This is a genomic window from Paraburkholderia dioscoreae (genome assembly GCF_902459535.1).
GTDB lineage: Bacteria > Pseudomonadota > Gammaproteobacteria > Burkholderiales > Burkholderiaceae > Paraburkholderia > Paraburkholderia dioscoreae.
The window spans coordinates 3,265,107-3,288,243 of record NZ_LR699553.1 but is presented as its reverse complement, the minus strand read 5'-3'; the positions used below and the strand labels follow the sequence as shown (position 1 = coordinate 3,288,243).

The window sequence follows — 23,137 nt, the reverse complement described above, 5'->3', positions numbered from 1 at the left end:
TACTTCTGGTCCTTTGCGTTATCAATCACACTGCGGAGCCCTTTCCCACGTCTTGCAAGCCTGGGCGGGCACCTGTATTTCCTTCACTCGGGCTGTCAGAAATCCCGGTTGCTATCGAAAAAACGGCGCACTTCGAGTTCCGCCTGTTCGCGCGTCTTGCCGTAGCGCTCCTGGATCAGGCCGACAAGCTTCTCGGCGCGACCTTGGGCCTTGGTCAATTCATCGTCCGTCAGTTCGCCCCATGCGGTCTTGGCCTTGCCGACCATCTGCTTCCATTTGCCTTCAGCGATGTCGTTATTCATGTCGCATCTCCCGAGTTGAAAATAAAGCCGTACCGGTCTATATTCGAGATTAAGCATGGACTGTGCCAACAAGATTTGATTAGAATAATCAATGGTTTGCTGAGCGAAGTAGGGGAAATGTGGGGGATTGATGTGCAATTCGGAGAAGAGCGCCGGTAAAGTTTTCCTCAACCATACACGGCAGCAAGAAAAAGAAAAAGCGCCCAATCCGGGCGCTTTTTTTTCGATTTTTTTCTCAGCGCCGCAACAACGGCGCAGGATTTCGGCGAGCAGGGCGCTTAAGCGCGGCTGCGGTACTCATGCGTACGCGTGTCGATTTCGATCTTGTCGCCGATGTTGCAGAAGAGCGGCACCTGCAGTTCGAAACCAGTGTTCAGCTTGGCGTTCTTCAACACCTTGCCCGACGACGTATCGCCCTTGACAGCCGGTTCCGTGTAGATGATTTCACGGACCAGCGTGGTCGGCAGTTCGACCGAGATGGCCTTCTCGTTGTAGAACACGACTTCGCAAGCCATGCCGTCTTCGAGGTAATGAAGGGCGTCGCCCATCATTTCGCTTTCGACTTCGAACTGGTTGTAGTCGGCGTCCATGAACACGTACATCGGGTCAGCGAAGTACGAATACGTGACTTCCTTGCGTTCCAGCACGACGACGTCGAACTTGTCGTCTGCCTTGTACACGCTTTCCATGCCTGCGCCGGTCAGCAGGTTCTTGAACTTCATCTTGACGACGGCGGAGTTGCGGCCCGATTTGTTGTATTCGGCCTTTTGCACAACCATTGCGTCTGCGCCGATCATCACGACGTTACCGGTGCGGAGTTCCTGTGCGGTCTTCATAAAACTGTCCTGTACGAAATAATTAGCTTCAACTTTTGCTCAACGGCATACGGCGCAAGCGGCTTCGGCGCCTCGCTCACTGCGCCGCGCCGCCTGAAGCGGCCCGGCGGGTTGCGAGCGAAGCGCGGCCGGCTTGCCGCCGGGACCGACTTCCGGGCCGCGACCTGCGGCCGGCGTCATTCCCGGCAATCCGTTACCTGCTTTTTACCCTGTGCGGGCGTGTACACGAGTGGCGCCGTCCGCAACACACGTCCTGGTCTGACATTTCTGTCGTTCACACCTTGATGTGGGGACTGTCTCGCATCTTTCGAGGCGGGATAGGCGAGCCGGTCAAGCGAATTGCCGGATTTCGCCGCTGCGGTCGGGCCGCGCTTGCGTCGTCGGCCGTTGGATAACCGTTTATTTTAACTGAGTTTTTGCGAACAAGGCCAGATTTCCGGCGAGGTCGCCCACTTGAGCCAGTTCGTCCGCCCATTCGGCTGCACGGCGCCTGAGCGCCGGGAAGTGACGCTGCAATTGCGCCCAGTCCGGCGTGCCCGCGCCGTTCCACGCGTGCCAGAAGCGCCCAAGGGCGTCGCGCGCATCGGCGGGCAAGATGCGCGCGTAGTGCGCCAGCGCCGCGTCGAGCTTCGGCAGATGGGCGTCGTCGGCTTGCGGGTAGATGTGCCAGACGAAGGGTTTGGCGGCCCATTGAGCGCGTACGAACGAGTCTTCGCCGCGCACGAAATTGATGTCGCTTGCCCACAGCAGCGCGTCGTAGCCGGGCTGATCGGTAAAGGCGAGCGCGTGTGCGCTGAGATTTCCGCGCACGGCGTGCGAGCCGGCGGCGAACGAAGGCAGGCCGAAGAAGCGCGCGAGCGCCCCCGAAATGCGGCCTTCGGGCACCAGCAGCACGACCGGGCCGGCGCTGTCGCGCCATTGTTCGAGCAGGCTGTCGACGGCGGGATTTTCATAGGCGAACAGCGAGACGACGGTAGCCTCGGCGGGCGGAGGCGCGTGGCCGGTGGCTTGCCGCCACCACGCCTCGCGCGCGGTGGGCGACGCTTCGAAAGCCGCGCGTGCGCTGTCGAGATGCCGCTCCTTCAGCACGCCGCCGGTGCCTTGCCCGAGGCCGGGGAAAAAGAAGGTCTTGGTCAGCGCGTAGCGCGGGTGCGGCGACGGCCGCAGATGAAAATCCGCGACCCAGTCCTCGGCGCTCAGATATTCGAGGTTGAGCCATACGGGCGTGCGCTCGCGCGCCGCCATCGCGGCGACGTAGACAGGCGGCAGTTCACAGCCGAACGCCTCGATCACCACATCGGCCACTTCGAGCGTGTCGCCCGCATGGGCCGGCTCGTGCCAGTGTTCGACGACGATGCCGCTCACCGTCTGGCGAGCGCGCTCCAGCGACAGCGACGGGCACAGCTTCTGAAACGCATGCAGGTCGTCGACGAACACGCGCACCTGCCAGCCGTGTTCGCTCGCGAGTTGGCGCGCAAGTCGCCAGCACACGCCGATGTCGCCGAAATTGTCGATCACCGCGCAGAAGATATCGCAGGCGATTGCCGTGGACGCGTCAGCGGCGTGCTCAGAGAGGGGCGTGGCGGAAGACATGGTGGCCTGGATCGCGGATTCGAACGGATGGATAGGGTGGCGAAGTTCGGGCTATCTGGACGCGCTGCGCCGCAGTGCCGCCAGCTGCCGCCGACGCCCGGCCTGATTCGAGGCAACAGGGTTCGAACGCGCGTGGAATGTTCTAAACTGGCGATTCTAAAGCACCCGTTCACGATTGCGCGCGTGAGGCATACTCCGGTTCACCCAGGCGCGCGGCACGCGGGGCAAGGCTTTGCAAGACCGTCCCACCCAACCGATTCTGCATGACTGAACCCGAAGCAACCGACGTTTTCGAGCCGAAACAAGTGCTCACCCAACTGCCGCATCTGCCCGGCGTTTATCGCTATTACGATACGCACGGCGCGGTGCTTTACGTGGGCAAGGCACGCGATCTGAAGAAGCGCGTCTCGAGCTATTTCACGAAGACGCAATTGTCGCCGCGCATCGCGATGATGGTCACGCGTATTGCGCGCGTCGAGACGACGGTCACGCGCTCCGAGGCCGAAGCGCTTCTGCTCGAAAACAATCTGATCAAGGCGCTCGCGCCGCGTTACAACATTCTGTTTCGCGACGACAAGTCGTATCCGTATCTCAAGCTCACCGGGCACAAGTTTCCGCGCATGGCGTATTACCGTGGCGCGGTGGATCGGAAAAAACCAGTACTTCGGTCCGTTTCCCAGTGCGTGGGCAGTGCGCGAGAGCATCCAGATCCTGCAGCGCGTGTTCCAGTTGCGCACCTGCGAAGACTCCGTGTTCAACAACCGCACGCGGCCGTGTCTGCTGCATCAGATCGGCCGCTGTACGGCGCCGTGCGTCGCGGCCATCAGCGAAGAGGATTACGCGCGCGACGTCGCCAACGCTTCGCGCTTTCTGCTCGGCCGCCAGGGCGAGGTAATGAGCGAGCTCGAACAGAAGATGCACGCGTTTGCGAGCGAGCTGAAGTTCGAGCAGGCAGCGGCGGTGCGGAACCAGATGAGTTCGCTGTCGACAGTGCTGCATCAGCAGGCGATCGAAGTCGGCAGCGACAGCGACGTCGATATTCTCGCGGTGGTCGCGCTGGGCGGCCGCGTCTGCGTGAATCTCGCGATGGTGCGCGGCGGACGGCATCTGGGCGACAAGGCATACTTTCCGGCGCATGTGGAAAGCGCGTTGACGGTGGATGAGGGCGGACTGGAAGAAGGCGGCGAGGGGCTGGCCGATGCCGCCACCGGACCGGTCTCGCTCGCTGAAGAGAATGTGGGTGGTGAGGCGGGGCCGGCCGATACCGCCGACGCTCTGGCGATCGCGCAAGATATGCCGCCGGAAGACGATCAGGACGATCAGGACGAACCGGACGGCGAACCTGAAGAGGCGGAGTCCGAAGCGGACTTAGACGCAGACTCCGAAGCGGACACCGAAGCCGACGCCGACGCCGCAAAGCCACGCAAAGGCCGCGCAACCGGCGGCATCGAATCCGAAGTCCTCGAAGCGTTCATCGCCCAGCATTACCTGGGCAATCGCGTGCCGCCGGTACTGGTAGTCAGCCACGCGCCCGCCACACGCGAACTGGTCGACGTGCTGATCGAGCAGGCCGGCCATAAGGTGACCGTGCTGCGTCAGCCGCAAGGACAGCGGCGTGCATGGCTCGCCATGGCCGAGCAGAACGCGCGGCTCGCGCTCGCGCGCCTGCTCTCGGAACAGGGCTCGCAACAGGCGCGCACGCGCGCGCTTACCGACACGCTCGGCATGGAATGCGACGATCTTGCGCATCTGCGCATCGAATGCTTCGACATCAGCCACACCATGGGCGAGGCGACGCAGGCCTCGTGCGTGGTGTATCACCATCACAAGATGCAGTCCTCGGAATACCGCCGCTACAACATCACCGGCATTACGCCCGGCGACGATTACGCCGCGATGCGCCAGGTGCTCACGCGCCGCTACGAAAAGATGGTCGCGCAAGCCGCCGCGAATGCCGCCGACGAAGCCGCCGAATTGCAAAGCGACGCAGCCGTGGACCCGTCGCTCGCGCCGGACGCCGCGGAGCCGGTCGCGGCCGGCGGCGTCTTGCCGACCATCGTGCTGATCGACGGCGGCAAGGGCCAGGTCGAAATCGCGCGCCAGGTTTTCACGGAACTGGGTCTCGATACCGGCATGCTGGTCGGTGTCGCGAAGGGCGAGGGGCGCAAGGTCGGCCTCGAAACCCTGATTTTCGCCGATGGCCGCGCGCCGCTCGAACTCGGCAAGGAAAGCGCCGCGCTGATGCTGGTCGCGCAGATCCGCGACGAAGCGCACCGCTTCGCCATTACCGGCATGCGCGCGAAGCGCGGCAAAACGCGCCAGACCTCGCGGCTCGAAGAACTCGAAGGCGTGGGCGCAAAGCGGCGCCAACGACTGCTCGCGCGCTTTGGCGGACTGCGCGGCGTGGTTGCGGCCAGTGTCGAAGATCTGGCGAGCGTCGAAGGTATTTCGCAGGCGCTCGCAGAGCAGATTTACCGTCAGTTGCACTGAGCGCGACGGGTCCGGCCGGGCGCCGATTCCCTGCCGAGCGGCGTGCGTACGAGGGTCCGCGCGCCGCTTTGCTTGTGGCAGGCCCTGTGACACGGCACAATTGCATCTCACTCGTCAGACGCTGCGCCTGCCCATGCCGTTTAATTTCCCGATTTTCCTGACCTGGCTGCGGATCGTCCTGATTCCGCTGGTCGTCGGCGTGTTCTATTTGCCCGACATGATGATGAGCCCCGCGCACCGCAATCTGGCGGCCGCGACGATTTTCATTCTCGCGGCGTTGACCGACTGGTTCGACGGTTTTCTGGCGCGCAAGTGGAATCAGACCTCGGCGTTCGGTGCGTTCCTCGATCCGGTCGCGGACAAGCTGATGGTGACCGCCGCGTTGCTGGTGCTGGTGCAACTCGCACGAATCGATTCGGCAATTGCGCTGGTGATCGTCGGGCGCGAGATCGCGATTTCGGCGCTGCGTGAGTGGATGGCGCAGATCGGCGCGTCGAAGAGTGTTGCGGTCAATTCACTCGGCAAGTTCAAGACCGTTTGTCAGATGGTCGCGATTCCCATGCTGCTGTTCTACGGTCCGCTGCCGTTCGGCGGCGGCCTGGTGCTCGATACGCGCGTGTGGGGCTTGTGGCTCATCTATCTTGCCGCGTTCCTGACGATCTGGTCGATGCTCTACTACATGAAGCTCGCATGGCCGCAGATTCGCGAACGCAGCGGTGCGGCCTGATTTGCGTTCACGGTGGAAGACGCCTGCTGCATGCCCGAACTTCGCTGATGCATGAGTGAAATCTGTTCAGTAAAAGAGATTGGCAAAAGGGGTTGACACGTTTCAGTCGTTTCTCCATAATCTCGTTTCTCCGATGCACGCAGTTTGAGACGTCGGTGGCAGTAAGAGTGTAGTTGCAGTAACAAGGCAGCAGATAGCACGGCAAAAGCAGCACAATGCGGGAGTAGCTCAGTTGGTAGAGCGCAACCTTGCCAAGGTTGAGGTCGCGAGTTCGAGCCTCGTCTCCCGCTCCAAATTTGAAGCAACGCGTTGTTTGGCGAAGAAGTAAAAAGGCAAGGCGTTGTGAAGCAGTGCAATGCGGGAGTAGCTCAGTTGGTAGAGCGCAACCTTGCCAAGGTTGAGGTCGCGAGTTCGAGCCTCGTCTCCCGCTCCATACATAAGGGGAAGCAGCGCTTCCCTTTTTGTTTGGTGGGCCGGTCCTTCCGGTTGCCCGCCAGACAGAATCTGCGAATCTGTTGCTAGGTTCCAGTCCGCTTGCGGCGCGATAGCAAAGCGGTTATGCAGCGGCCTGCAAAGCCGTTTAGGCCGGTTCGACTCCGGCTCGCGCCTCCAGTAGTTGATGTATTGAAAAGCCCCGCCAGTCGGGGCTTTTCTTTTTTGTGCGTTTTCCGACTGCACAGATGCGGATACGGTAGCGGTCTTGTGCCGAGACACGCGACGTATCTGCACGCCGGCCGGCCCTCGCGATCAACAGCGTGTTCGGTACATACCCATTCTTTTGCTTGCGGCCGATCCCGAACACATCCGGCGAACCTCTTCCTCATCGGGTCAGAAGCAGCGCGGCGCCGACGGATAAGATCCTGCGTTGTTTACCAATCTATTCTCTAACACTTTCATTTTTATTTTATTGTCTTTCATGTCCGTTCCGGCAATTGCCCATTACCTCAAGTCTGCGGTTTTGATTGCCATCGGTAATTGCCGATAATGTACAGTAGCCAAAGCCAATTCGCGCATTTATAAAGGTGGCAGCCATCTGATTCAATGAATGGCGGTGCCTTTTCAGCGCGAAAGTACGGGGCAAGGTAACACCCGCTACAACTACTACATCTCGACCAATGAAAAAAATCATAACTGCAGCCGTGCTGTTCACCGTCGGCTTGCCGATGCTGGCTATCGCTCAGTCGGCGCCGCCTCCGGCCCTTAAGACCGGGGACACCTGGACTTACGTCAACACGTTTGAGAAAGCGCCTTCAGTCTGGCGCCAGACCCACGACGAGGTGAGCGTCTTGCGCGCCACGTCGGCCCACATTTACTACGCGTCGAAGCCGGTGGGCTCGACTCAGGCGCCCAATGAGTTGATCGCGGGCGCCGACTGGAGTCGCGAGCGCAGTGTGAATGGCACGGAAGTGGTGGTGAACCGGCCGCTCGCGTTTCCGCTATCGCCCGGCAAAACCTGGAACATCGACTACGCGGAACAGCATCCGAACAAGATGCACGCTTCGGAAAAATGGAGCACTCAATATCGGGTTGTGGATACGGAAACCGTCGAGGTGCCGGCGGGCAAATTCCAGGCGATCAAGGTCGAAGCGGAAGGCAACTGGACCGCGCAACTCGAACCGACGCAGACCGTTACGCAGGCCGTGCAGGTCCAGCAGGGCGATACCGCGATGGTCACTCATGCGCAGAAAACCGGCCCTGTTCAGGCGACCGGGCGTACTTATAAAGCGATCTGGTATGTGCCGGAAATCGGCCGGTGGGTAAAATCGGTGGAGGAGTATTACGCCAGCAATGGCGTGCGAAACGAGCGTTATACGAGTGAATTGGAGTCGTTCAAAAGAAGCGCCGAATAAGCGCTTCGCATGCGAGATGCGATTTATCCGGCAGCGGATTTTTCTGTGCCAGAAAAGCCTCGTTGTTTGGGGCTGTATTTTTTATTCAAACCCTGGTTGGAAATGTCCATGCGGAACATTGTCCGCGCGCTGGCTGCGGCCGCCTGAGCGCATCTGCAGGTGGCGTTGACGCACAGCCTCGGGTGGGACTATGGTGGCCTCGCGCACGTCACGCGCGACACCGCAGTTGTTCGATTGAGCAGCGCGCCTGCTTTTCTGCGTCACTGTCTGTCCACTCCGAGGTTGCATGTACCTACAACTCACCGGCACTCAAGTTCGCCTGCTCGGCTCGATGCATCTCTTTCCCGCGACGAACCGCAGAACGCCGCCGTGGATCGCTGAAGCGTATGACTGGGCCGAAGCGCTGGTCTTCGAGTCCGATCCGCCGACGATCCTCCCGTTGCTGAAGGCCGCCGGGCAAGACGGCGCCGCCCGGTTGCAGGCGCTGCTATCCGCCGACGCATGGCAGCAGCTTCAAGCCGCGTGGCCTGTTGATGGACCGCTGGCACCGCTTGTCGATTTGCGTCCGTGGGCCGCGCTGATCGTCGCGCCGACGCTGTTCCAGCAGGTCGTCGAAGGTGTCGAGCCGCGCATGTTGCGCTCGGCGATTGCGCAGGCCAAACCGTATCGGTATCTCGAGACCGCACAGGAGGTGGCGGTGGCGCTCGATTCGATCCCGCTCGAAGCGCTCGGCGCGGCACTCGGCCTGCTGATGGCCGATCTCGACGAACCGCAGCGCACGCTCGAGCGCATGCATGCGGCCTGGCTGGAAGGCGATCTGCCCGCCGTGCACCGCATTGCCGTCGAGTCGCCGATGTTCAATCTGCCGGGCATCCGGCACGCGATTCTCGACGCGCGCAACCGCGCATGGGCTGCGCGCCTGACCGAGTGGCTCACACGGCCGGAGCGCACGTTGGTGGTCGTCGGCGCGCTGCATTTGTGCGGGCCCGGCAACCTGATCGAATGTCTCGCGCGGCCCGTCGAGCCGGTCTTTGTCAACCCATAGCATGCGCGTCGCCGCGCGGCCCGAAACGGGTCGTGTGCGGCATAATCTCGCATTACCGCTGTGTGTGCGGTGCGCTCCTTTCTATAGAACGTTGTCATGACCGAACCGCAGCAAAGCGCCGCCACGCGGCTGGCACAACTCGATTGGCGCTGGAAATCCTTCGACGACCTCACGAGCCTCGAGGTCTATACGATGCTGGGCGCGCGCAGCGCGGTGTTCGTCGTCGAGCAGAACTGTGTGTATGGCGATATCGACGGGCTCGATACGGGCGCGTGGCATCTGCTGGCCTATGGTCACGATTCCGGTGAAAAACAGCCGCCGCTCGCGGGTTATCTGCGCGTGCTGCTGCCCGATGCGGACGACACGGACATTCGCATCGGCCGGGTGCTTACGACCGCGGAGTTCCGCGGCATCGGTCTGGGCAATGCGATGCTCGAACGCTCGCTTACGCACATTCGCGCGCAATGGCCTGGCACGCCGATCCGTTTGCATGCGCAGGCCCATCTGCAAGGCTTTTACGGTGCGTTCGGCTTTGCGCCGGTGTCGGAAGTCCATGAAGAAGACGGCATCCCGCACATCTGGATGCATTCGGCCTGAAGCGGCGAAACAACGCCGGCCTCGGCGCGGGCGCGCCGGGCTTGCCGCAATCGTCGATCGTTGCGAACCACGGGATATCAGCCGTGATTGCCGGCAGGCGCCGAAGCGGTGCTCGCGATTGCGTGTGCCGCTTTCGCGTGCCGTTCCCCGCGCAGGCGGCCGCGTGCCGACAGCCGCATCCAGTGGCGCAAGGCCAATAGCGCGCCGATCACGCTCATCATCGAACCCGGAATCCACAGCAACAGTCCGCCGATCTGCTGATCGCGCATCGGGCTCAACCACGTAAATGCGCGGCCGCAGATCGAGTAGATCGGATACAACTCGTGCGGCGTGAAGAAAATGAAGGCGCCGAGAATGATCTGCGGCGGAATCGCGGCGATCACCACCAGCACGCGCTTGCCCGGCGACAGACGCGCCGGCGGCGCGGGACGCGGATCGAGCACGAGCCACCAGAACAGCAGGCCATCGATCACCATGCTCCAGTTCATCACGCGATACAGCCGCCAGTCGAGCATCGCGACGAAATGAATGGGCGACATCAACCAGAAGTAGATCAGCCCGACGAACAACGTCACCGCGACCACCGGATGCATCACCACGTCGAGCAGCTTGCGCACGACCGGCGTCTCGAGTGCGGGCCGCACGAAGCGTTGCCGCCAACTGAACGGAATACCCGCGCGCAACGCGGCGCCCGGATACGACAGCGCGATAAAGAACGGCCCGAGGTGATGCAGCACCAGGTGCTGCGCGCGATGCATGAAAAACTCATGCTCGAAGAAATAGTCGAGACGCGTATGCAGCGCGACATACAACGCCACCAGCCCGAACCAGAAAGAGAGACGCCGCGCGAGCGATACCTTCGCCTTGCGCGCACCGCGCACGAAGAGGATCGCCGGCACCAGCAAGGCGATCACGACGGTCGGCGAAAACTCCCAGGGGTCGAGCCAGTAGAGCAGGTTCATCGCGGCAGGTTACTTCGTCTGCGCCGGCGACTTGACGGCGAACGGCGTATCGAGCGTTTCGCCGTCGGAGAACTTGAGCGTGAGATGCACGGTGTCGCCCGGCGCGATCTTGTGCTTCGCATCTTCGAGCATCACGTGGTAGCCGCCGGGCGCGATGGCGACCTGGCCGTGCGCCGGCACCGTCAGCTTGTCGACCATCACCATTTTTTGCGACGAACCGTTCGACACGGTCTGATGCAGCATCGCGTCGCCATAGTCGTTGCTGGAGATGTCGACGAGTTCGACCGGTTTGTCGCTCGCGTTGACCAGCGTCACATAGCCGGCGGCGGGCAGGTTGTTGGGCAGCCAGCGCACCCACGCGTCCTTTGCGCTGACCGCGTTGGCGCCCGCGGCTTGCACGGTCGATGCGACACCGAACGAGAGGGCGAGGGCACAACTCAATGCAGCGAACGTTTTGATCTTGATCGACATGAATGAACTCGGGAAAGGTCAGGAACGGTCTTCAATGATACGGCGCAGGTCTTCTGCGATCGCATCGGGCGTGTCGTGGTCGGTGGCCAGCAGGCGCGCGCGGCCCTGGCTGTCGAACACGTAGACGGCGGAACTATGGGTGACCTCGTAGTTGCCGTGGGGGTCGTGTTTTTCCATCTGATAGGCGACGCGGTAGCGCTTGGCGAGCGACTCGATCTGCCAGTCGGTACCGGTCAGCCCTTCTGCGTGTTGCGGGTCGAAGGCGCCGACGTAGTCATGCAACGCTTGCGCCGTGTCGCGCGCGGGATCGACAGTGATGAACAGGATGCGCACCTTCTGCGCGTCGGGGCCGAGCTTGCCGAGCACCTGCATCAACCGGCCCATCGTTTCAGGACAGACATCCGGGCAATGCGTGTAGCCGAAATAGACGAGTGACGTGCGGCCCTTGAACGAATCGGCGTTGACGGCGCGGCCGTCGTCGCCGGTCAGCGTGAAATCGAGATCCGGCAGGTGGCCGGTCACATTGGTCAACTGCCACGTTTCCTGGCGATGCGTGCAGCCGGCAAGCGCCGCGAGCGCGCCCAGCATGACCGTCAATGCAAACAGGCGCGCGGACCACGGCCCGCGTGAGGATGCGAGGTGCGTTGGCGAATACCTGGATGAGAAGATCGGGAACAAAGCAGGGTTCAGTTACTCGATTGAATTGCGGCGCCCGTGGGACCGTGAGTGGCGCGGCTCGATTTGCGCGTAACGCGCGGGCCGTCATAGTGTGCAAATATGGTCGTAACAGCAATGATCTGCGTGGCTGCGACTGTAGCGCAAAATCGCTCACGACGTCGCGCAGCGCCCACGGGCGCGCGTTTTGCGGGGCAATTTGACGCAGGCGGCTGAAAGCTGCATGAAGCCGGATTGTTGTCTTTTTGAACGCAATCGCCGGCGGTGCTCCCGGGTGGCGCCCGGCTGGGCTTGTGTCCAGCCTTACTTTCTCGAAAAATTGATGGATGCGCGGTAAGATGCGCACACTTTTCCGGCCGCAAGAGGCTGAAAGGCATAATCAACTGATGCAAGCACTCCCGGCTGTTCTGTCTCCAGGCGAGACGGCATTTTTCTTCGATTTCGACGGCACGCTCGTCGAACTCGCTTCCACGCCGGACGGCGTGCTGGTGCAACCTCGCGTAATCGACTTGCTGAACGAGTTGCGCAACCTGACGAACGGTGCGGTCGCGGTTGTGTCGGGCCGGGGTATCGACAGCATCGACGGTTTTCTGGGCATGCCCGATTTGCCGATTGCCGGTCTGCACGGCGCCGAGCGGCGCGACGCGAACGGCGACACGCAACGCATTGGCTTTCATGACGAGCGGCTCCTGCGCATGGAGCAGGTGCTTGCGCAGGTAGTCAACGAAAACCCAGGCATGCTGCTCGAGATCAAGGGCGCGGCCGTGGCGCTGCACTACCGGAATGCGCCGGACCGCGAGCCGGTGGCGCGCGAGGCGACCGGCCGGCTGGTCGCCGATTACGCCGGCTCGTACGTGCTGCAGCCGGGCAAGATGGTCTACGAAATCAAACCGAAAGATGTCGACAAGGGCCGCGCGCTGCGCGCCTTTCTCGACGAGCCGCCTTTCGTCGGCCGCCAGCCGATCTTTGCCGGCGACGATCTGACCGACGAGAAAGGCTTCGCGGTCGTCAACGAACGCGGCGGGCTGTCGATCAAGGTCGGCCCGGGCGAGACGATGGCGCGAACGCGCATCGACTCGGTTCCGGCGCTGCTCGACTGGCTGGCATCGATCGTCGCGGCCGCGCGCACGGCATGATGGCCATGCCGCATCGCTCAAAGCAAACAACCTACTGCCTCGGGAATCGCGCTTCATGGGCCGACTGATCATCGTATCGAATCGGGTTGCGCCGATCTCGGAGGGCGGCCCGGCGGCGGGTGGTCTGGCGGTCGGCGTGTACGACGCGCTGAAGGAAACCGGCGGCATGTGGTTCGGCTGGAGCGGCGACGTGCTCAGTTCGGGCCAGCCGCAGATCAAGGTCGAAGAGCGCGGCCCGGTGACCTTTGCGACGATCGCGCTGATGCGCCGCGATTACGATCAGTACTACCGTGGCTTCTCGAACGCGACGCTGTGGCCCGCGTTCCACTATCGCGCCGACCTGCTGCAATACGACCGGCACGACTTCGAGGGCTACTGGCGCGTCAATGGCTGGCTCGCGCAACAACTCGTGCCGTTGCTGCGCGAAGACGACGTGATCTGGGTCCACGACTATCACCTGATTCCGTTTGCGCAGGCGCTGCGCGCGGCGGGCGTGAAAAATCGCATCGGCTTTTTCCTGCACATTCCGTTTCCGGCTTCGCAGGTGCTGCTGGCGGTGCCGCCGCATCGCGAACTCGTCGAAGCGCTGTGTTCGTTCGATCTGCTCGGTTTCCAGACGGCGCCGGATTTGCGCGCGTTCTGCGACTACATCGTCAATGAGGCGAACGGCACGGTCGACGCATCGGCAAGCGGTCCGCTGACGATCCACGCGTTTGGCCGCACGCTGCGCGCGGCGGCTTATCCGATCGGCGTCTATCCGGACGAGATCGCCGAACTCGCAAAAGCGGGCGAGCGCGGCAAACCGGTGCGCACGATGAAGGCGACGCTGCACTCGCGCAAGCTGATCATGAGCGTGGACCGGCTCGATTATTCGAAGGGACTGGTCGAACGTTTTCGCGCCTTCGAGCGTCTGCTCGAACATTCCACCGCGCAACGCAACAAGGTGTCGTTCCTGCAGATCGCGCCGCCGACGCGCGCCGACATGCACGCCTACCAGGACATCCGCTTGCAGCTCGAAGGGGAGTCGGGGCGCATCAACGGGCGCTTCGCCGAACTGGACTGGACACCGATTCTCTACATCCACAAGCAATACGAGCGCTCGGTGCTGGCCGCGCTGTTCCGCACCGCGCATGTCGGCTATGTCACGCCGTTGCGTGACGGCATGAACCTCGTCGCCAAGGAGTACGTATCGGCGCAAGACCCGGAGAACCCCGGCGTGCTCGTGCTGTCACGTTTTGCCGGCGCCGCGCAGGAACTGGACGGCGCGCTGATCGTCAATCCGGTCGACATCGACGGCATGGCCGAGGCGCTCGCGAGGGCGCTCGACATGCCGCTCGCGGAGCGTCAGGCGCGTCATCGCGACATGATGGTGCAGTTGCGCGAGAACAATGTGTCGGTGTGGCGCGATAACTTCATGCGCGATCTGCAGGGCGTCGCTGGTGCAAAGAGCACCCGAAATGGGAAGGCGCGCGCAGTGTCGGGGAAAAAGGCGGCGCGCGAAACGCAGGCCGGGTAGGTCCATACCGGCCGACGGGCATGACGTGTAAAAAACAGAAAAGCCGCTTTCGAAGCGGCTTTTCCTTTGGTGTCGAGAAGCGGCTCGCTGCCTCCCGCGCGGGCTCAGACCACGTGCTGTTCGTCGACCTTCTTGCCGCCGATATGCAGCGTCGTGCCCTTGCCATACTGCTTGGAGAGCAGATCGCGGTACAGGCCCGGGCGCTGGCGCAGCTCTTCCGGGCTGCCGTCATCGATCACCTTGCCGGCGCTCATCACGATGATCCGGTCGAAGTTGTTCAGCGTCGACAGACGGTGCGCAATCGCGACCACCGTGCGGCCGACCATCAGCCGGTCGAGCGCCTTCTGAATGGCTTCTTCCGACGCGCTGTCGAGTGCCGAGGTCGCTTCGTCGAGCAGCAGGATCGGCGCGTTCTTCAGGATGGCGCGGGCAATTGCGATCCGCTGACGTTGTCCGCCGGACAGCTTCACGCCGCGATCGCCGACGATCGTGTCGTAGCCTTCCGGCATGGCCTCGATGAAATCCGCGCAACGCGCCTCGCGTGCGGCTGCGAGCACCTCTTCGCGGGTCGCCTCCGGGCGCCCATAGGCGATGTTCTCGTACACCGTGCGATGGAACAGCGAGATGTCCTGCGGCACCACGGCGATCGCGTGGCGCAGGCTGTCCTGCGTGACCCTGCCGATGTCCTGGCCGTCGATCCTGATCGCGCCGCCCTGCGTCTCGTAGAAACGCTGCAGCAGGGCGAGCACCGTGGATTTGCCCGCGCCCGACTTGCCGATCAGGCCGACCCGCTGGCCCGGTTCGATATGCAGGTCGAAATGATCGAGAATCGGGCGGCGGCGCGGATAGGCGAACGTCACGCTTTCGAAATCGATGCGGCCGCCCTGCGGCACGAGTTCGGTCGCATCGTCGCGGTCCGGCATGCCGTGCGGCTCGAGCAGCGTACGCACGGCTTCCGCGAGCCGCGCCACGTGCTGCGTGACGTCGACGAGCGCCACGGCCAGATCGCGCGTGCCGTGCAGGATCGTGAAGCCGAGCGAGCTGACGAGCACGATGTCGCCCGAGGTCGCCTTGCCCTGATCCCACAGCCACAGCGCCCAGCCCAGCAAGCCCGCCGACAGCAGCGCGGTGATCACGGCATGCAGCAGGCGCAGCTTTTCCAGATACAGCAGGCTTTGCTGGCGCGCGTCCATCTCGGCCTTGACCGTGGCGCCGAACCGCTGCTGCTCGCGAAACGTCATGCCGAACGCGCGCACGAGGCCCATGTTGCTGATCACGTCGACCAGCTCGCCGTCCACGGAAGCGGCCCGGGTGGCGAAATGGTGATGACGCGCCGAGCCGCGGCCGGCCAGCTTGTACAGCACGACCGACAGAATCGCCGAGCACAGCATCAGGCCGCCGGCCATCAGCGGATTCACCGCAATGATCATGACGATCGCGCCGAGCACCGCGATGCACGGCGGCAGCACGTTCCAGGCGGTGGTGTTCTCCGCCGTGTAGACCGCGTTCGAGGTGGCCGTGATCCGGCTCGCGAGCATGCCAGGCTGCTTCTCGGAGTAATAGGTCGGCGAATGTCCGCTCAAATACTGGAACAGGTCGCGCCGCAGGTCGCCGGTCACGGCCACGAACGTATGCGCGGCCACCCAGCCGCCGACACGCCACAGCAGGTTGTCGGCGGCGATCAGGGCGACGAGGATGGCGAACGCGCCCCACAGCGGACCGGGATGATGCCGGCCTTCGCCGAGCACGTCGATCAGATGCTTGATCGCATATTGAGAAGCGAGCGCACAGCCCACGGCCGCGAATACGCTGCACAGGACGATCGCGTGCGCGAGCGGATGGCGGCGGATAAAGCGGAAAAGAAACGCGAGCGGCCGGTGCGCATAGCTCGCGAGCTTTGCGTCCTGGGCATTACGCTGGGCGACGGTTAAATGTTCCAATTGATCGTGAAGGTCGATGTGTTTGGGGTTGTGCATGCAAAGCGCGGGCCACGTGAAAAAGGTTCGCCGCGAAGCCGATGCTTCGCATTGTAAACATGCAAAAGCGATTGCGCCCTGTGTATCCGGGCCTTGGCGCGACTGATTTCGCGATAGATGTCCGCGACCTGCTGTTGCCCGGGCCGCCAGCGGGTCAGGTTGACGCAGGTCGCGCAACCATTTCAGGATATAATTACAAATTGCATTCAACTGCGATGCGGCATTTCTTCAACGCTTGCCGGCAAAGTTGACGCGGGCGCTTACGGCGCCATGTTGGCGGTTGCGGGCCGCAGGCCAGTTGCCACTGTAGAACTGTCTTAGAAAACAAGGGTTTGCAAAGTGTTTCGCCTTTGTAACAACGTAAAGACTTTGAAATGTTGTGGTGCAGCGAGAATCCCGGCACCGATAATGCATGCTCTGTAGGCCCACCGAAATTTCTGACAGTTTGTCAACGTAGGTGTCATGTGTGCGTTTACCGGCACATGCGCAGACGGTGACCGCCGGTCTGGGCTCACGACCCAAGCGATCCATCGCAGGATTTCTCGAAAGAATCAGGCCCGCGCCGGCAAGTCCGGCCAGACTGCCCTGGCGAGCAAGCGAGTCGCTTTTACCAAACGCAGTACCTTTGCCTGATTTTTTACGAGGAGTTCTTCATTATGCGAATCGCTCAAATCGCTCCGTTGCACGAGGCGGTTCCTCCCAAGCTGTATGGCGGTACGGAACGTGTGGTGTCCTATCTGACCGAAGCTCTGGTCGAGCAGGGCCACGACGTCACGCTCTTTGCGAGCGGCGATTCGCAAACCTCGGCAAAACTCGAAGCTTTCTGGCCGCAGGCGCTGCGCCTCGACCCGACCATCCGCGACGTGATGGCGCCGCACATGCTGCTGCTCGAAGAAGTGCGCCGCCGCGCTGACGAATTCGACGTGCTGCATTTCCATATCGACTACTACCCGTTCTCGCTGTTCGCCCGCCAGCCTGTGCCGTTCCTCACCACGCTGCACGGCCGTCTCGACCTGCCAGAACTGCAGCCGATTTTCAATACGTTCAGCGACGTGCCGGTGGTGTCGATTTCGGACAACCAGCGCATTCCGCTGCAACAGGCGAACTGGCTGCAAACCGTCTATCACGGCCTGCCGGAAAACGTGCTCACGCCGATCAAGGACGTCGAGCCGGGCTACCTCGCTTTCCTCGGCCGCGTCTCGCCGGAGAAGGGTCTCGACCGCGCGATCCGCATCGCCGGCCAGGCAGGCATGAAGCTCAAGGTCGCCGCCAAGATCGACAAGGCCGACCGCGCCTATTACGAAGAAGTGATCAAGCCGTTGATGGCGCTCCCGCACGTCGAGTACATCGGCGAAATCGGCGAAGCCGAAAAGCGTGAGTTCCTCGGCAACGCGCATGCACTGGTGTTCCCGATCGACTGGCCGGAGCCCTTCGGTCTGGTGATGATCGAAGCGATGGCGTGCGGTACGCCCGTGATCGCGTTCAACCGCGGTTCAGTGCCGGAAGTGATCGAAAACGGCGTGTCGGGCTTTGTCGTCGAAGACGAAATCAGCGCGGTCGCCGCATTGAAGCGTTTGCACACGCTGCCGCGCGCCAACGTGCGCAAGGCGTTCGAGTCGCGCTTCTCGTCGAAGGTCATGGCGCGGAACTACGTCGCCACGTATGAAGAACTGCTGCGTCAGAAGCATCGCACGGTGCTGCGCGAAGTCAACGCAGGCTGATCAACGCAGGCCAATGCGCTACAGATAAAGAGTCGAATCCGGTTCAAGGAGCGCTTCGCGGCGTTCCGCCAGCCACCACAGCAACGCCCCGTGTGCTATCCGCCCACGGGGCGTTGTTGCAAGCGCGCTGCGTTTTCCCCAATGAACGGACGAAACTGCTGAGTTTCGACCGGTAAGAATGAGTCCCTCTCCGTAATATCCCTATAATGGCCGTGCCGCAAATTTGGCTGCGGCGCCGCCGACGACAGGAGGATGCCTTGGCGAGAACGAAAGAGACGCGTGCGAACGCGGCGCCCGGCGCCGGAACGATTTTCGCGTTGCGCGCCATCGGTCTCGTGCTCCTCGCTCGCTGGCTATTTTCGATGGCGCAGATGGATGCGGGCGCATCGCTGCTGGCTATGGTGTCTTCGCCGTGGGCGTGCATCAACCTCGTCTTTCTGTTCCTTCTGATTTTCCTGCCGGGCGCGCGTGCCGTGGCCGAGCGTCCGTTTCATCCGCTGCCGCAATGGCTGCGGCAAGCATTGCGTCTGTTCGCTTTCCTCGGCTTCCTGTTTGCGGTGTGGTCGGTCGGCGCGTTCACGGCGAGCGCCGGCTGGCGCCGCGCCGCCAATGCGGTGGCGGCTTCCAATGGCTGGCTGCTGGTTGCGCCGGCGCTGTATGCGGCTGTATTGTGGATCTGCCGGCCGCGCGCGCTGTGGCGGACCAATATCGCCGCACGCCGCTTTGCGATCGGCCGCTATGCGGTCTCGCTCGATCCGGTCACGCGAACGGTGATCGTGTGGGCGGAGCGCCGCAAAGTGGGGCAGTACGACGCGCGCGAATTGTCCGTGCGCTGGGCCGTAGCTCAAGGCGCGCGCCCGACGCCGACACCCACGCCGGCAGTGGCGTTCGGTGCCGTGGGCGAGGCGGGTGGCCCCGGCGCGTCGGTAGGGACGGCAGCCGCGCCTTCGCTGGCGCGCGGCGCCTTCGGCCGCCGTCCGAAAATCGAGTTGCTGTGGGATTCGCCGGCCGCGGCGGGTCACAACCGGCAAACCGTATTCCGCACGGCGCTGACGACCGAAGGCGATCGGGTCGCCGCCCGCGCGCTTGACACGTCGTTGCAGCAGGTCTGAATCTGCCGGTTTGTGCAGTTGGCCACACCCCGTGGCCGAAGCAGGCGTTGTAAATTGAACGGTAGTCGATAATGAAGTCATGGCGCCCGTTGCTTCAGCGCGGGCGAGTGAGACCTACAACGATCGTATTGCGTCCTTTGCAGGAGTCGCCATGCTGGTTCGCTGGTTGCTTGCCGCCATCCATCTGCTTGCCTATGGCTTCGCGCTCGCGTCGATTCTGCGGCGCACGTGGGCACTACGCCGCGCCACTGTGCCCGCCGCGCTGCGATCCGTTTTCCGCGCGGATACGGGGTGGGGCATCTCGGCGCTGGTGCTGATCGTCACCGGGCTGATGCGCGCTTTCGGCGGCTTCGAAAAGGGCGCCGACTACTACCTTCACGAGCCGTTGTTTCATCTCAAGATGACGCTGCTGGTGGTCATTATCATCCTCGAGGTTCCGTCGATGCTCGCGTTGATGCGCTGGCGGGCCGCGATCAGGAAAGGCGCCGCGCCCGATCTGCACAAGGCGCGTTCCTATGCGCGCTTCAGCGTGATCCAGACGATATTGATGGTCCTGATAGTGTTTGCCGCCACCGGGATGGCACGCGGAGTCGGACTGCCTGCGGGTGTGGTGTAGCGGGGGAGTCCGTGAGCGTTTGGACGGCGCGGCGCGTCCGTTCCTTTTATCGACGGCTTGAAAAGTTTGTGACGGGACGCCGCCAGAAACCGCCGGCGCATACCGGCGGTTTCCATCCGACGTCCCGCACACCCGGCGTCATTTACTTCCCGACCAGCAAGCTGGAATCATCCGTACGGTTCGCGCTCAGCCGTGCGGTCTGATTTGCAAGTTCCGGCTCGCCCAGCCCCTTGATCAGCTCCAGTGCCTGACGCTCGAACAATCGCCGGTAGAGGCCGTTCTCGAGTCTGATCAACGCCTCATGGCTGCCTTCCTCGATCACCTTGCCTTTATCCAGCACCAGTAACCGGTCCAGTGCACGCACGGTGGAAAGACGGTGCGCGACCACCAGCGTGGTGCGGCCCATCATCAGCCGTTCCATGGCCTGCTGGATCAGCACTTCGCTTTCGCTGTCGAGACTCGACGTCGCTTCGTCCAGAATCAGGATTGGCGCGTCGGCGAGAAATGCCCGCGCGATGGCGACGCGCTGACGTTCGCCGCCCGACAGCTTGACGCCGCGTTCACCGACCAGCGTGTCGTAGCCATTGGGCAGCGCCGCGATGAAATCGTGCGCGCTCGCAAGCTTCGCGGCGCGCTCGATCTCGGCGCGGCTCGCGCCGGGCCGCGCATACGCGATGTTTTCGGCGAGCGAGCGGTGAAACAGCACCGGCTCCTGCTGAACGATCGCGATCTGGCTGCGCAACGACGCCTGCCGCACCTTGGCGATGTCCTGACCGTCGATCGTGATCCGGCCTTCCGAAATGTCATAGAGCCGCTGGATCAGCTTGATGAACGTGGTCTTCCCGGAACCCGAATGCCCGACCAGTCCGACGCGCTCGCCCGGCGCAATGCGCACGGAGAAGTTGTCGTAGAGCGGCTGGCCATTCGCCCCGTAATGGAAGGTGACGTGCTCGAAGCGGATCTCGCCTTTGCCGATCGCGATCGGGCCCGCGCTGGGTTGGTCCTCGATGCCGAGCGGCTGGCTTTCCAGCGACACGAGTTCCTCCATGTCGTTGACCGAGCGTTGCAGGTTGCGGATATGCATGCCCACGTCGCGCAGATAGCCTTGCAGCATGAAGAACATGGTCAGCGCGAACGTGATGTCGCCGACGCTCGCCTCGCCGCGCGCCCACAACAGCAGCGCCGCGCCGAGAATCGCGGCCTGGATCGCTACCAGCATGCCGCCCTGGACGCCGCCGTTGATCGTGCCGCGCATCCACGTGCGGCGCGTGCGGTGCCCCCACTTGCCGATCACGCGCGCCAGCAGCGCTTCTTCGCGATCTTCCGCGCCGAACGCCTTGACCACGCCGTTGCAACTGACCGCGTCGGCGAGCGCGCCGCCCATGCGCGTGTCCCACGCATTCGCGAGCCGCGCGGCCGGCGCGACGAAACCGAGCGACATCGCCACCGTTACCGCGATATAGAGCAATGAGCCGATGCCGACGACCGCGCCCATCATCGGCCAGCGCCAGCCGAGCAGGACCGTGGCGCCGACCAGCATGACAAGCGACGGGAACAGCGCGATCAGCAGCGTGTCGTTGAGCAGGTCGAGCGCCCACATGCCGCGCGTGATCTTGCGCACCGTGGAGCCGGCGAAGCTGTTGGCGTGCCAGTCGGTCGAAAAACGCTGGACGCGATGAAACGCATTCGCGGCGATTTCGCTCATCATCTTGAGCGTGAGCCGGATGATGTTGAAGTACACGCCTTGCCGCAGCAGCGTGGCGCCGAGCCCGAGCGCGCCCAGCACGCAGAAAGCCGTCACCGCCGCGCGCCAGGCAATGGCGTTGCTGGCCGCGCCGGACGCGATGGCGTCGACAAGGTGTCCCGCGAACATTGGCGTGAGCACGTCGGCCAATGCGGAGAGCAGCACCAGCGCCGTGATGACGACGATGCGCCAGGGCTGCTGCGCCCAGTGATGGAAGGTAAAGCCGAGGACGTCCTTGAAGGCCTGTCCGCGAAAGTCGAGTTTTTTTCTGGTCATTTGCCACGACCCGGTGGCGCAGGAGCGCACCGAGGTTCCAGTCAGAAGCGAAAGGACGAGACAGTCAGAACGCGCCGAAATGCATTGGCGATAGAACTGCGGACTGTCTGGGAATTGCGCGGAGCGCCTTTTCAGGCGGAACCGCGTGAGCAGCGAATGGGCGACCTGAACAGCTTAAGGTCGCGACAACGCTCGCGAGACCATGCCAGGGGCGGCGATACGCATTGCAAACATGTGACGCCTCCCTATGGTCGAATGAGGTGAAGAAAAAGGACGGGGCGAATGCCCGAGCAGCAACTATATCAGCAGTATTTGGTGCCCGCAAACGTACGGAGATTCGGTGTTGACGACAAAGCCCGACGCCTGCGCGCATGACGATGCATCGAACTGTTCGGCGCGAATCATCTGGAACGAAGCGAGCACTTGGGCGCTCCGCGGCGGATAACCGCAATCTACCTGGCATTCCGTACGGTTTTCGGCGCGCGGTAACAGGTCACGCAACAGGTCACAACAGCAAATGAAAAAGGGCTTACGCATTTCTGCGTAAGCCCTTTTGTCTTCGGTGATCGACACACCAAAATTCTGGTGGGTAGTACTGGGATCGAACCAGTGACCCCTGCCGTGTGAAGGCAGTGCTCTACCGCTGAGCTAACCACCCGAAGAGAGCCGAATTATGTCAGGGATTTTTATGCTCGTCCAGCACTTTTTAAGCGGTCTGCTCATCCGCGGCCGGTGCCGGTTCGAGGCGCCACACGCTCGTGCCCTTGATCGCTTTGTCGAGACCGTCGAGCACGGCTTGGTGCGCGGCAAATTCGTCGTCGCTGGCGGCGATTACGACCAGATCCAGCGAATCGATCGCGACACGCGGTGCGCGCGCATCGCCGCCGGCGTGCGATTCGCCGAGCATGTCGATGACGAGGCTTTCCTGGCCGCGCGTCATTGCCAGATAGACTTCGGCGAGCAGTTCCGAGTCGAGCAGCGCGCCGTGCAGCGTGCGGTGCGCGTTGCTGATACCGAAACGATCGCACAGCGCGTCGAGTGAATTGCGCTTGCCGGGGAACATTTGCTTGGCACGCGCCAGCGTATCGATGATTTCGCCGCAGTAAGTGCTCACCGGCGGCAAGCCTAGCAACGCGAATTCGACGTCCAGAAAGCCGATATCGAACGGTGCGTTGTGAATGATCAGGTCCGCGCCCTGAATGAAATCGCGGAACTGATCGGCGATCTCGCCGAACTTCGGCTTGTCGCTCAGGAATTCAGTGGTCAGGCCGTGTACGGCCAGTGCGCCCGGATCGCTGTCGCGTTCCGGGTTGATGTAGAAGTGCAGGTTGTTGCCGGTGAGCCGGCGGTTTACCAGTTCGACACAGCCGAGTTCGAGGATCCGGTCGCCGGTGCGGGCATTCAGGCCGGTGGTTTCGGTATCGAGGATGAGTTGACGCATGTCGGATTAGCCTGCCTCAGAAATTTGTAGCAAAAAAATGGCGCGCGCAGC

General features: G+C 62.6%; 19 protein-coding genes, 4 tRNA genes and 1 pseudogene. 14 read left to right on the top strand and 10 right to left on the bottom strand.

What is annotated here, in order from left to right:
* Window positions 1–95: 95 nt before the first annotated feature.
* The 3 genes from PDMSB3_RS14685 to earP form a co-directional block, all read right to left on the bottom strand.
* Entirely contained in the window at window positions 96–302 is a 207-nt protein-coding gene (locus PDMSB3_RS14685; RefSeq protein WP_007180987.1) for a CsbD family protein, read from the bottom strand.
* A 278-nt stretch (window positions 303–580) separates the two neighbouring features.
* Window positions 581–1,138: an elongation factor P gene (efp, locus tag PDMSB3_RS14680; RefSeq protein WP_007180988.1), complete on the bottom strand. Its 558-nt coding sequence runs from the start codon at window positions 1,136–1,138 to the stop codon at window positions 581–583.
* Window positions 1,139–1,537: 399 nt separating this feature from the next.
* On the bottom strand, window positions 1,538–2,731 hold the full coding sequence (gene earP / locus PDMSB3_RS14675; protein ID WP_165186726.1) for an elongation factor P maturation arginine rhamnosyltransferase EarP: 1,194 nt from the start codon (window positions 2,729–2,731) through the stop codon (window positions 1,538–1,540).
* 263 nt (window positions 2,732–2,994) lie between these two features.
* Between earP and PDMSB3_RS38430 the strand changes: the two are divergent.
* The 9 genes and pseudogenes from PDMSB3_RS38430 to PDMSB3_RS14635 all read left to right on the top strand — a co-directional run.
* Window positions 2,995–3,228, top strand: a pseudogene (locus PDMSB3_RS38430) (GIY-YIG nuclease family protein); the annotation flags it as partial.
* A 136-nt stretch (window positions 3,229–3,364) separates the two neighbouring features.
* Window positions 3,365–5,221, top strand: a complete 1,857-nt coding sequence (locus PDMSB3_RS14670; protein ID WP_407670540.1) for an excinuclease ABC subunit UvrC — start codon at window positions 3,365–3,367, stop codon at window positions 5,219–5,221.
* Between the two features lie 133 nt (window positions 5,222–5,354).
* Window positions 5,355–5,948 carry a CDP-diacylglycerol--glycerol-3-phosphate 3-phosphatidyltransferase gene (pgsA, locus tag PDMSB3_RS14665; protein WP_007180992.1) on the top strand — a complete coding sequence of 198 codons (594 nt, stop codon included), beginning with the start codon at window positions 5,355–5,357 and terminating at the stop codon, window positions 5,946–5,948.
* Between the two features lie 217 nt (window positions 5,949–6,165).
* Window positions 6,166–6,241: transfer RNA gene (locus tag PDMSB3_RS14660), tRNA-Gly, on the top strand.
* Window positions 6,242–6,305: 64 nt separating this feature from the next.
* A tRNA-Gly gene (locus tag PDMSB3_RS14655) sits at window positions 6,306–6,381 on the top strand.
* 105 nt (window positions 6,382–6,486) lie between these two features.
* Window positions 6,487–6,560, top strand: a tRNA-Cys gene (locus tag PDMSB3_RS14650).
* Between the two features lie 503 nt (window positions 6,561–7,063).
* A complete protein-coding gene (locus tag PDMSB3_RS14645) occupies window positions 7,064–7,798 on the top strand; it encodes a hypothetical protein (protein WP_007180993.1) in 735 nt (244 codons plus the stop codon).
* Window positions 7,799–8,084: 286 nt separating this feature from the next.
* Window positions 8,085–8,843, top strand: a complete 759-nt coding sequence (locus PDMSB3_RS14640; protein ID WP_007180994.1) for a TraB/GumN family protein — start codon at window positions 8,085–8,087, stop codon at window positions 8,841–8,843.
* A gap of 96 nt (window positions 8,844–8,939) precedes the next feature.
* Entirely contained in the window at window positions 8,940–9,440 is a 501-nt protein-coding gene (locus PDMSB3_RS14635; protein WP_007180995.1) for a GNAT family N-acetyltransferase, read from the top strand.
* A gap of 77 nt (window positions 9,441–9,517) precedes the next feature.
* On the opposite strand, the gene PDMSB3_RS14630 is transcribed toward PDMSB3_RS14635, so the two are convergent.
* Genes PDMSB3_RS14630 through PDMSB3_RS14620 form a run of 3 tightly spaced genes read right to left on the bottom strand, consistent with a single transcriptional unit; the run spans window position 9,518 to window position 11,461 of the window.
* Window positions 9,518–10,402, bottom strand: a complete 885-nt coding sequence (locus PDMSB3_RS14630; RefSeq protein ID WP_007180996.1) for a cytochrome c oxidase assembly protein — start codon at window positions 10,400–10,402, stop codon at window positions 9,518–9,520.
* Window positions 10,403–10,411: 9 nt separating this feature from the next.
* Window positions 10,412–10,873 (bottom strand): copper chaperone PCu(A)C, encoded by a 462-nt coding sequence (locus tag PDMSB3_RS14625; protein ID WP_165186723.1) that lies wholly within the window; start codon window positions 10,871–10,873, stop codon window positions 10,412–10,414.
* An 18-nt stretch (window positions 10,874–10,891) separates the two neighbouring features.
* Window positions 10,892–11,461 carry an SCO family protein gene (locus PDMSB3_RS14620; protein ID WP_035517963.1) on the bottom strand — a complete coding sequence of 190 codons (570 nt, stop codon included), beginning with the start codon at window positions 11,459–11,461 and terminating at the stop codon, window positions 10,892–10,894.
* A 473-nt stretch (window positions 11,462–11,934) separates the two neighbouring features.
* Between PDMSB3_RS14620 and otsB the strand changes: the two genes are divergently transcribed.
* Window positions 11,935–12,684, top strand: coding sequence for a trehalose-phosphatase (gene otsB / locus PDMSB3_RS14615; RefSeq protein ID WP_035518528.1), 750 nt, complete (start codon window positions 11,935–11,937; stop codon window positions 12,682–12,684).
* Window positions 12,685–12,739: 55 nt separating this feature from the next.
* Complete coding sequence (otsA, locus tag PDMSB3_RS14610; RefSeq protein ID WP_007181000.1) at window positions 12,740–14,200, top strand: alpha,alpha-trehalose-phosphate synthase (UDP-forming); 1,461 nt, start codon at window positions 12,740–12,742, stop codon at window positions 14,198–14,200.
* Between the two features lie 104 nt (window positions 14,201–14,304).
* Here the strand turns inward: otsA and PDMSB3_RS14605 are convergent, their stop codons facing one another.
* A complete protein-coding gene (locus PDMSB3_RS14605) occupies window positions 14,305–16,176 on the bottom strand; it encodes an ABC transporter ATP-binding protein (protein ID WP_007181001.1) in 1,872 nt (623 codons plus the stop codon).
* A gap of 656 nt (window positions 16,177–16,832) precedes the next feature.
* Here PDMSB3_RS14605 and PDMSB3_RS14600 point away from each other — a divergent pair.
* The 3 genes from PDMSB3_RS14600 to PDMSB3_RS14590 all read left to right on the top strand — a co-directional run bounded on the left by PDMSB3_RS14600 (window position 16,833) and on the right by PDMSB3_RS14590 (window position 19,625).
* Window positions 16,833–17,897: a glycosyltransferase family 4 protein gene (locus PDMSB3_RS14600; RefSeq protein ID WP_007181002.1), complete on the top strand. Its 1,065-nt coding sequence runs from the start codon at window positions 16,833–16,835 to the stop codon at window positions 17,895–17,897.
* Window positions 17,898–18,154: 257 nt separating this feature from the next.
* Window positions 18,155–19,009, top strand: a complete 855-nt coding sequence (locus PDMSB3_RS14595) for a hypothetical protein (RefSeq protein WP_007181003.1) — start codon at window positions 18,155–18,157, stop codon at window positions 19,007–19,009.
* A gap of 151 nt (window positions 19,010–19,160) precedes the next feature.
* Window positions 19,161–19,625, top strand: coding sequence for a DUF2214 family protein (locus tag PDMSB3_RS14590; protein ID WP_007181004.1), 465 nt, complete (start codon window positions 19,161–19,163; stop codon window positions 19,623–19,625).
* A 142-nt stretch (window positions 19,626–19,767) separates the two neighbouring features.
* On the opposite strand, the gene PDMSB3_RS14585 is transcribed toward PDMSB3_RS14590, so the two are convergent.
* The 3 genes from PDMSB3_RS14585 to dnaQ all read right to left on the bottom strand — a co-directional run bounded on the left by PDMSB3_RS14585 (window position 19,768) and on the right by dnaQ (window position 23,086).
* Window positions 19,768–21,645 carry an ABC transporter ATP-binding protein gene (locus PDMSB3_RS14585; protein WP_165186721.1) on the bottom strand — a complete coding sequence of 626 codons (1,878 nt, stop codon included), beginning with the start codon at window positions 21,643–21,645 and terminating at the stop codon, window positions 19,768–19,770.
* A 583-nt stretch (window positions 21,646–22,228) separates the two neighbouring features.
* Window positions 22,229–22,303: transfer RNA gene (locus tag PDMSB3_RS14580), tRNA-Val, on the bottom strand.
* A gap of 48 nt (window positions 22,304–22,351) precedes the next feature.
* Complete coding sequence (dnaQ, locus tag PDMSB3_RS14575) at window positions 22,352–23,086, bottom strand: DNA polymerase III subunit epsilon (protein WP_007181007.1); 735 nt, start codon at window positions 23,084–23,086, stop codon at window positions 22,352–22,354.
* Between the last annotated feature and the right edge of the window lie 51 nt (window positions 23,087–23,137).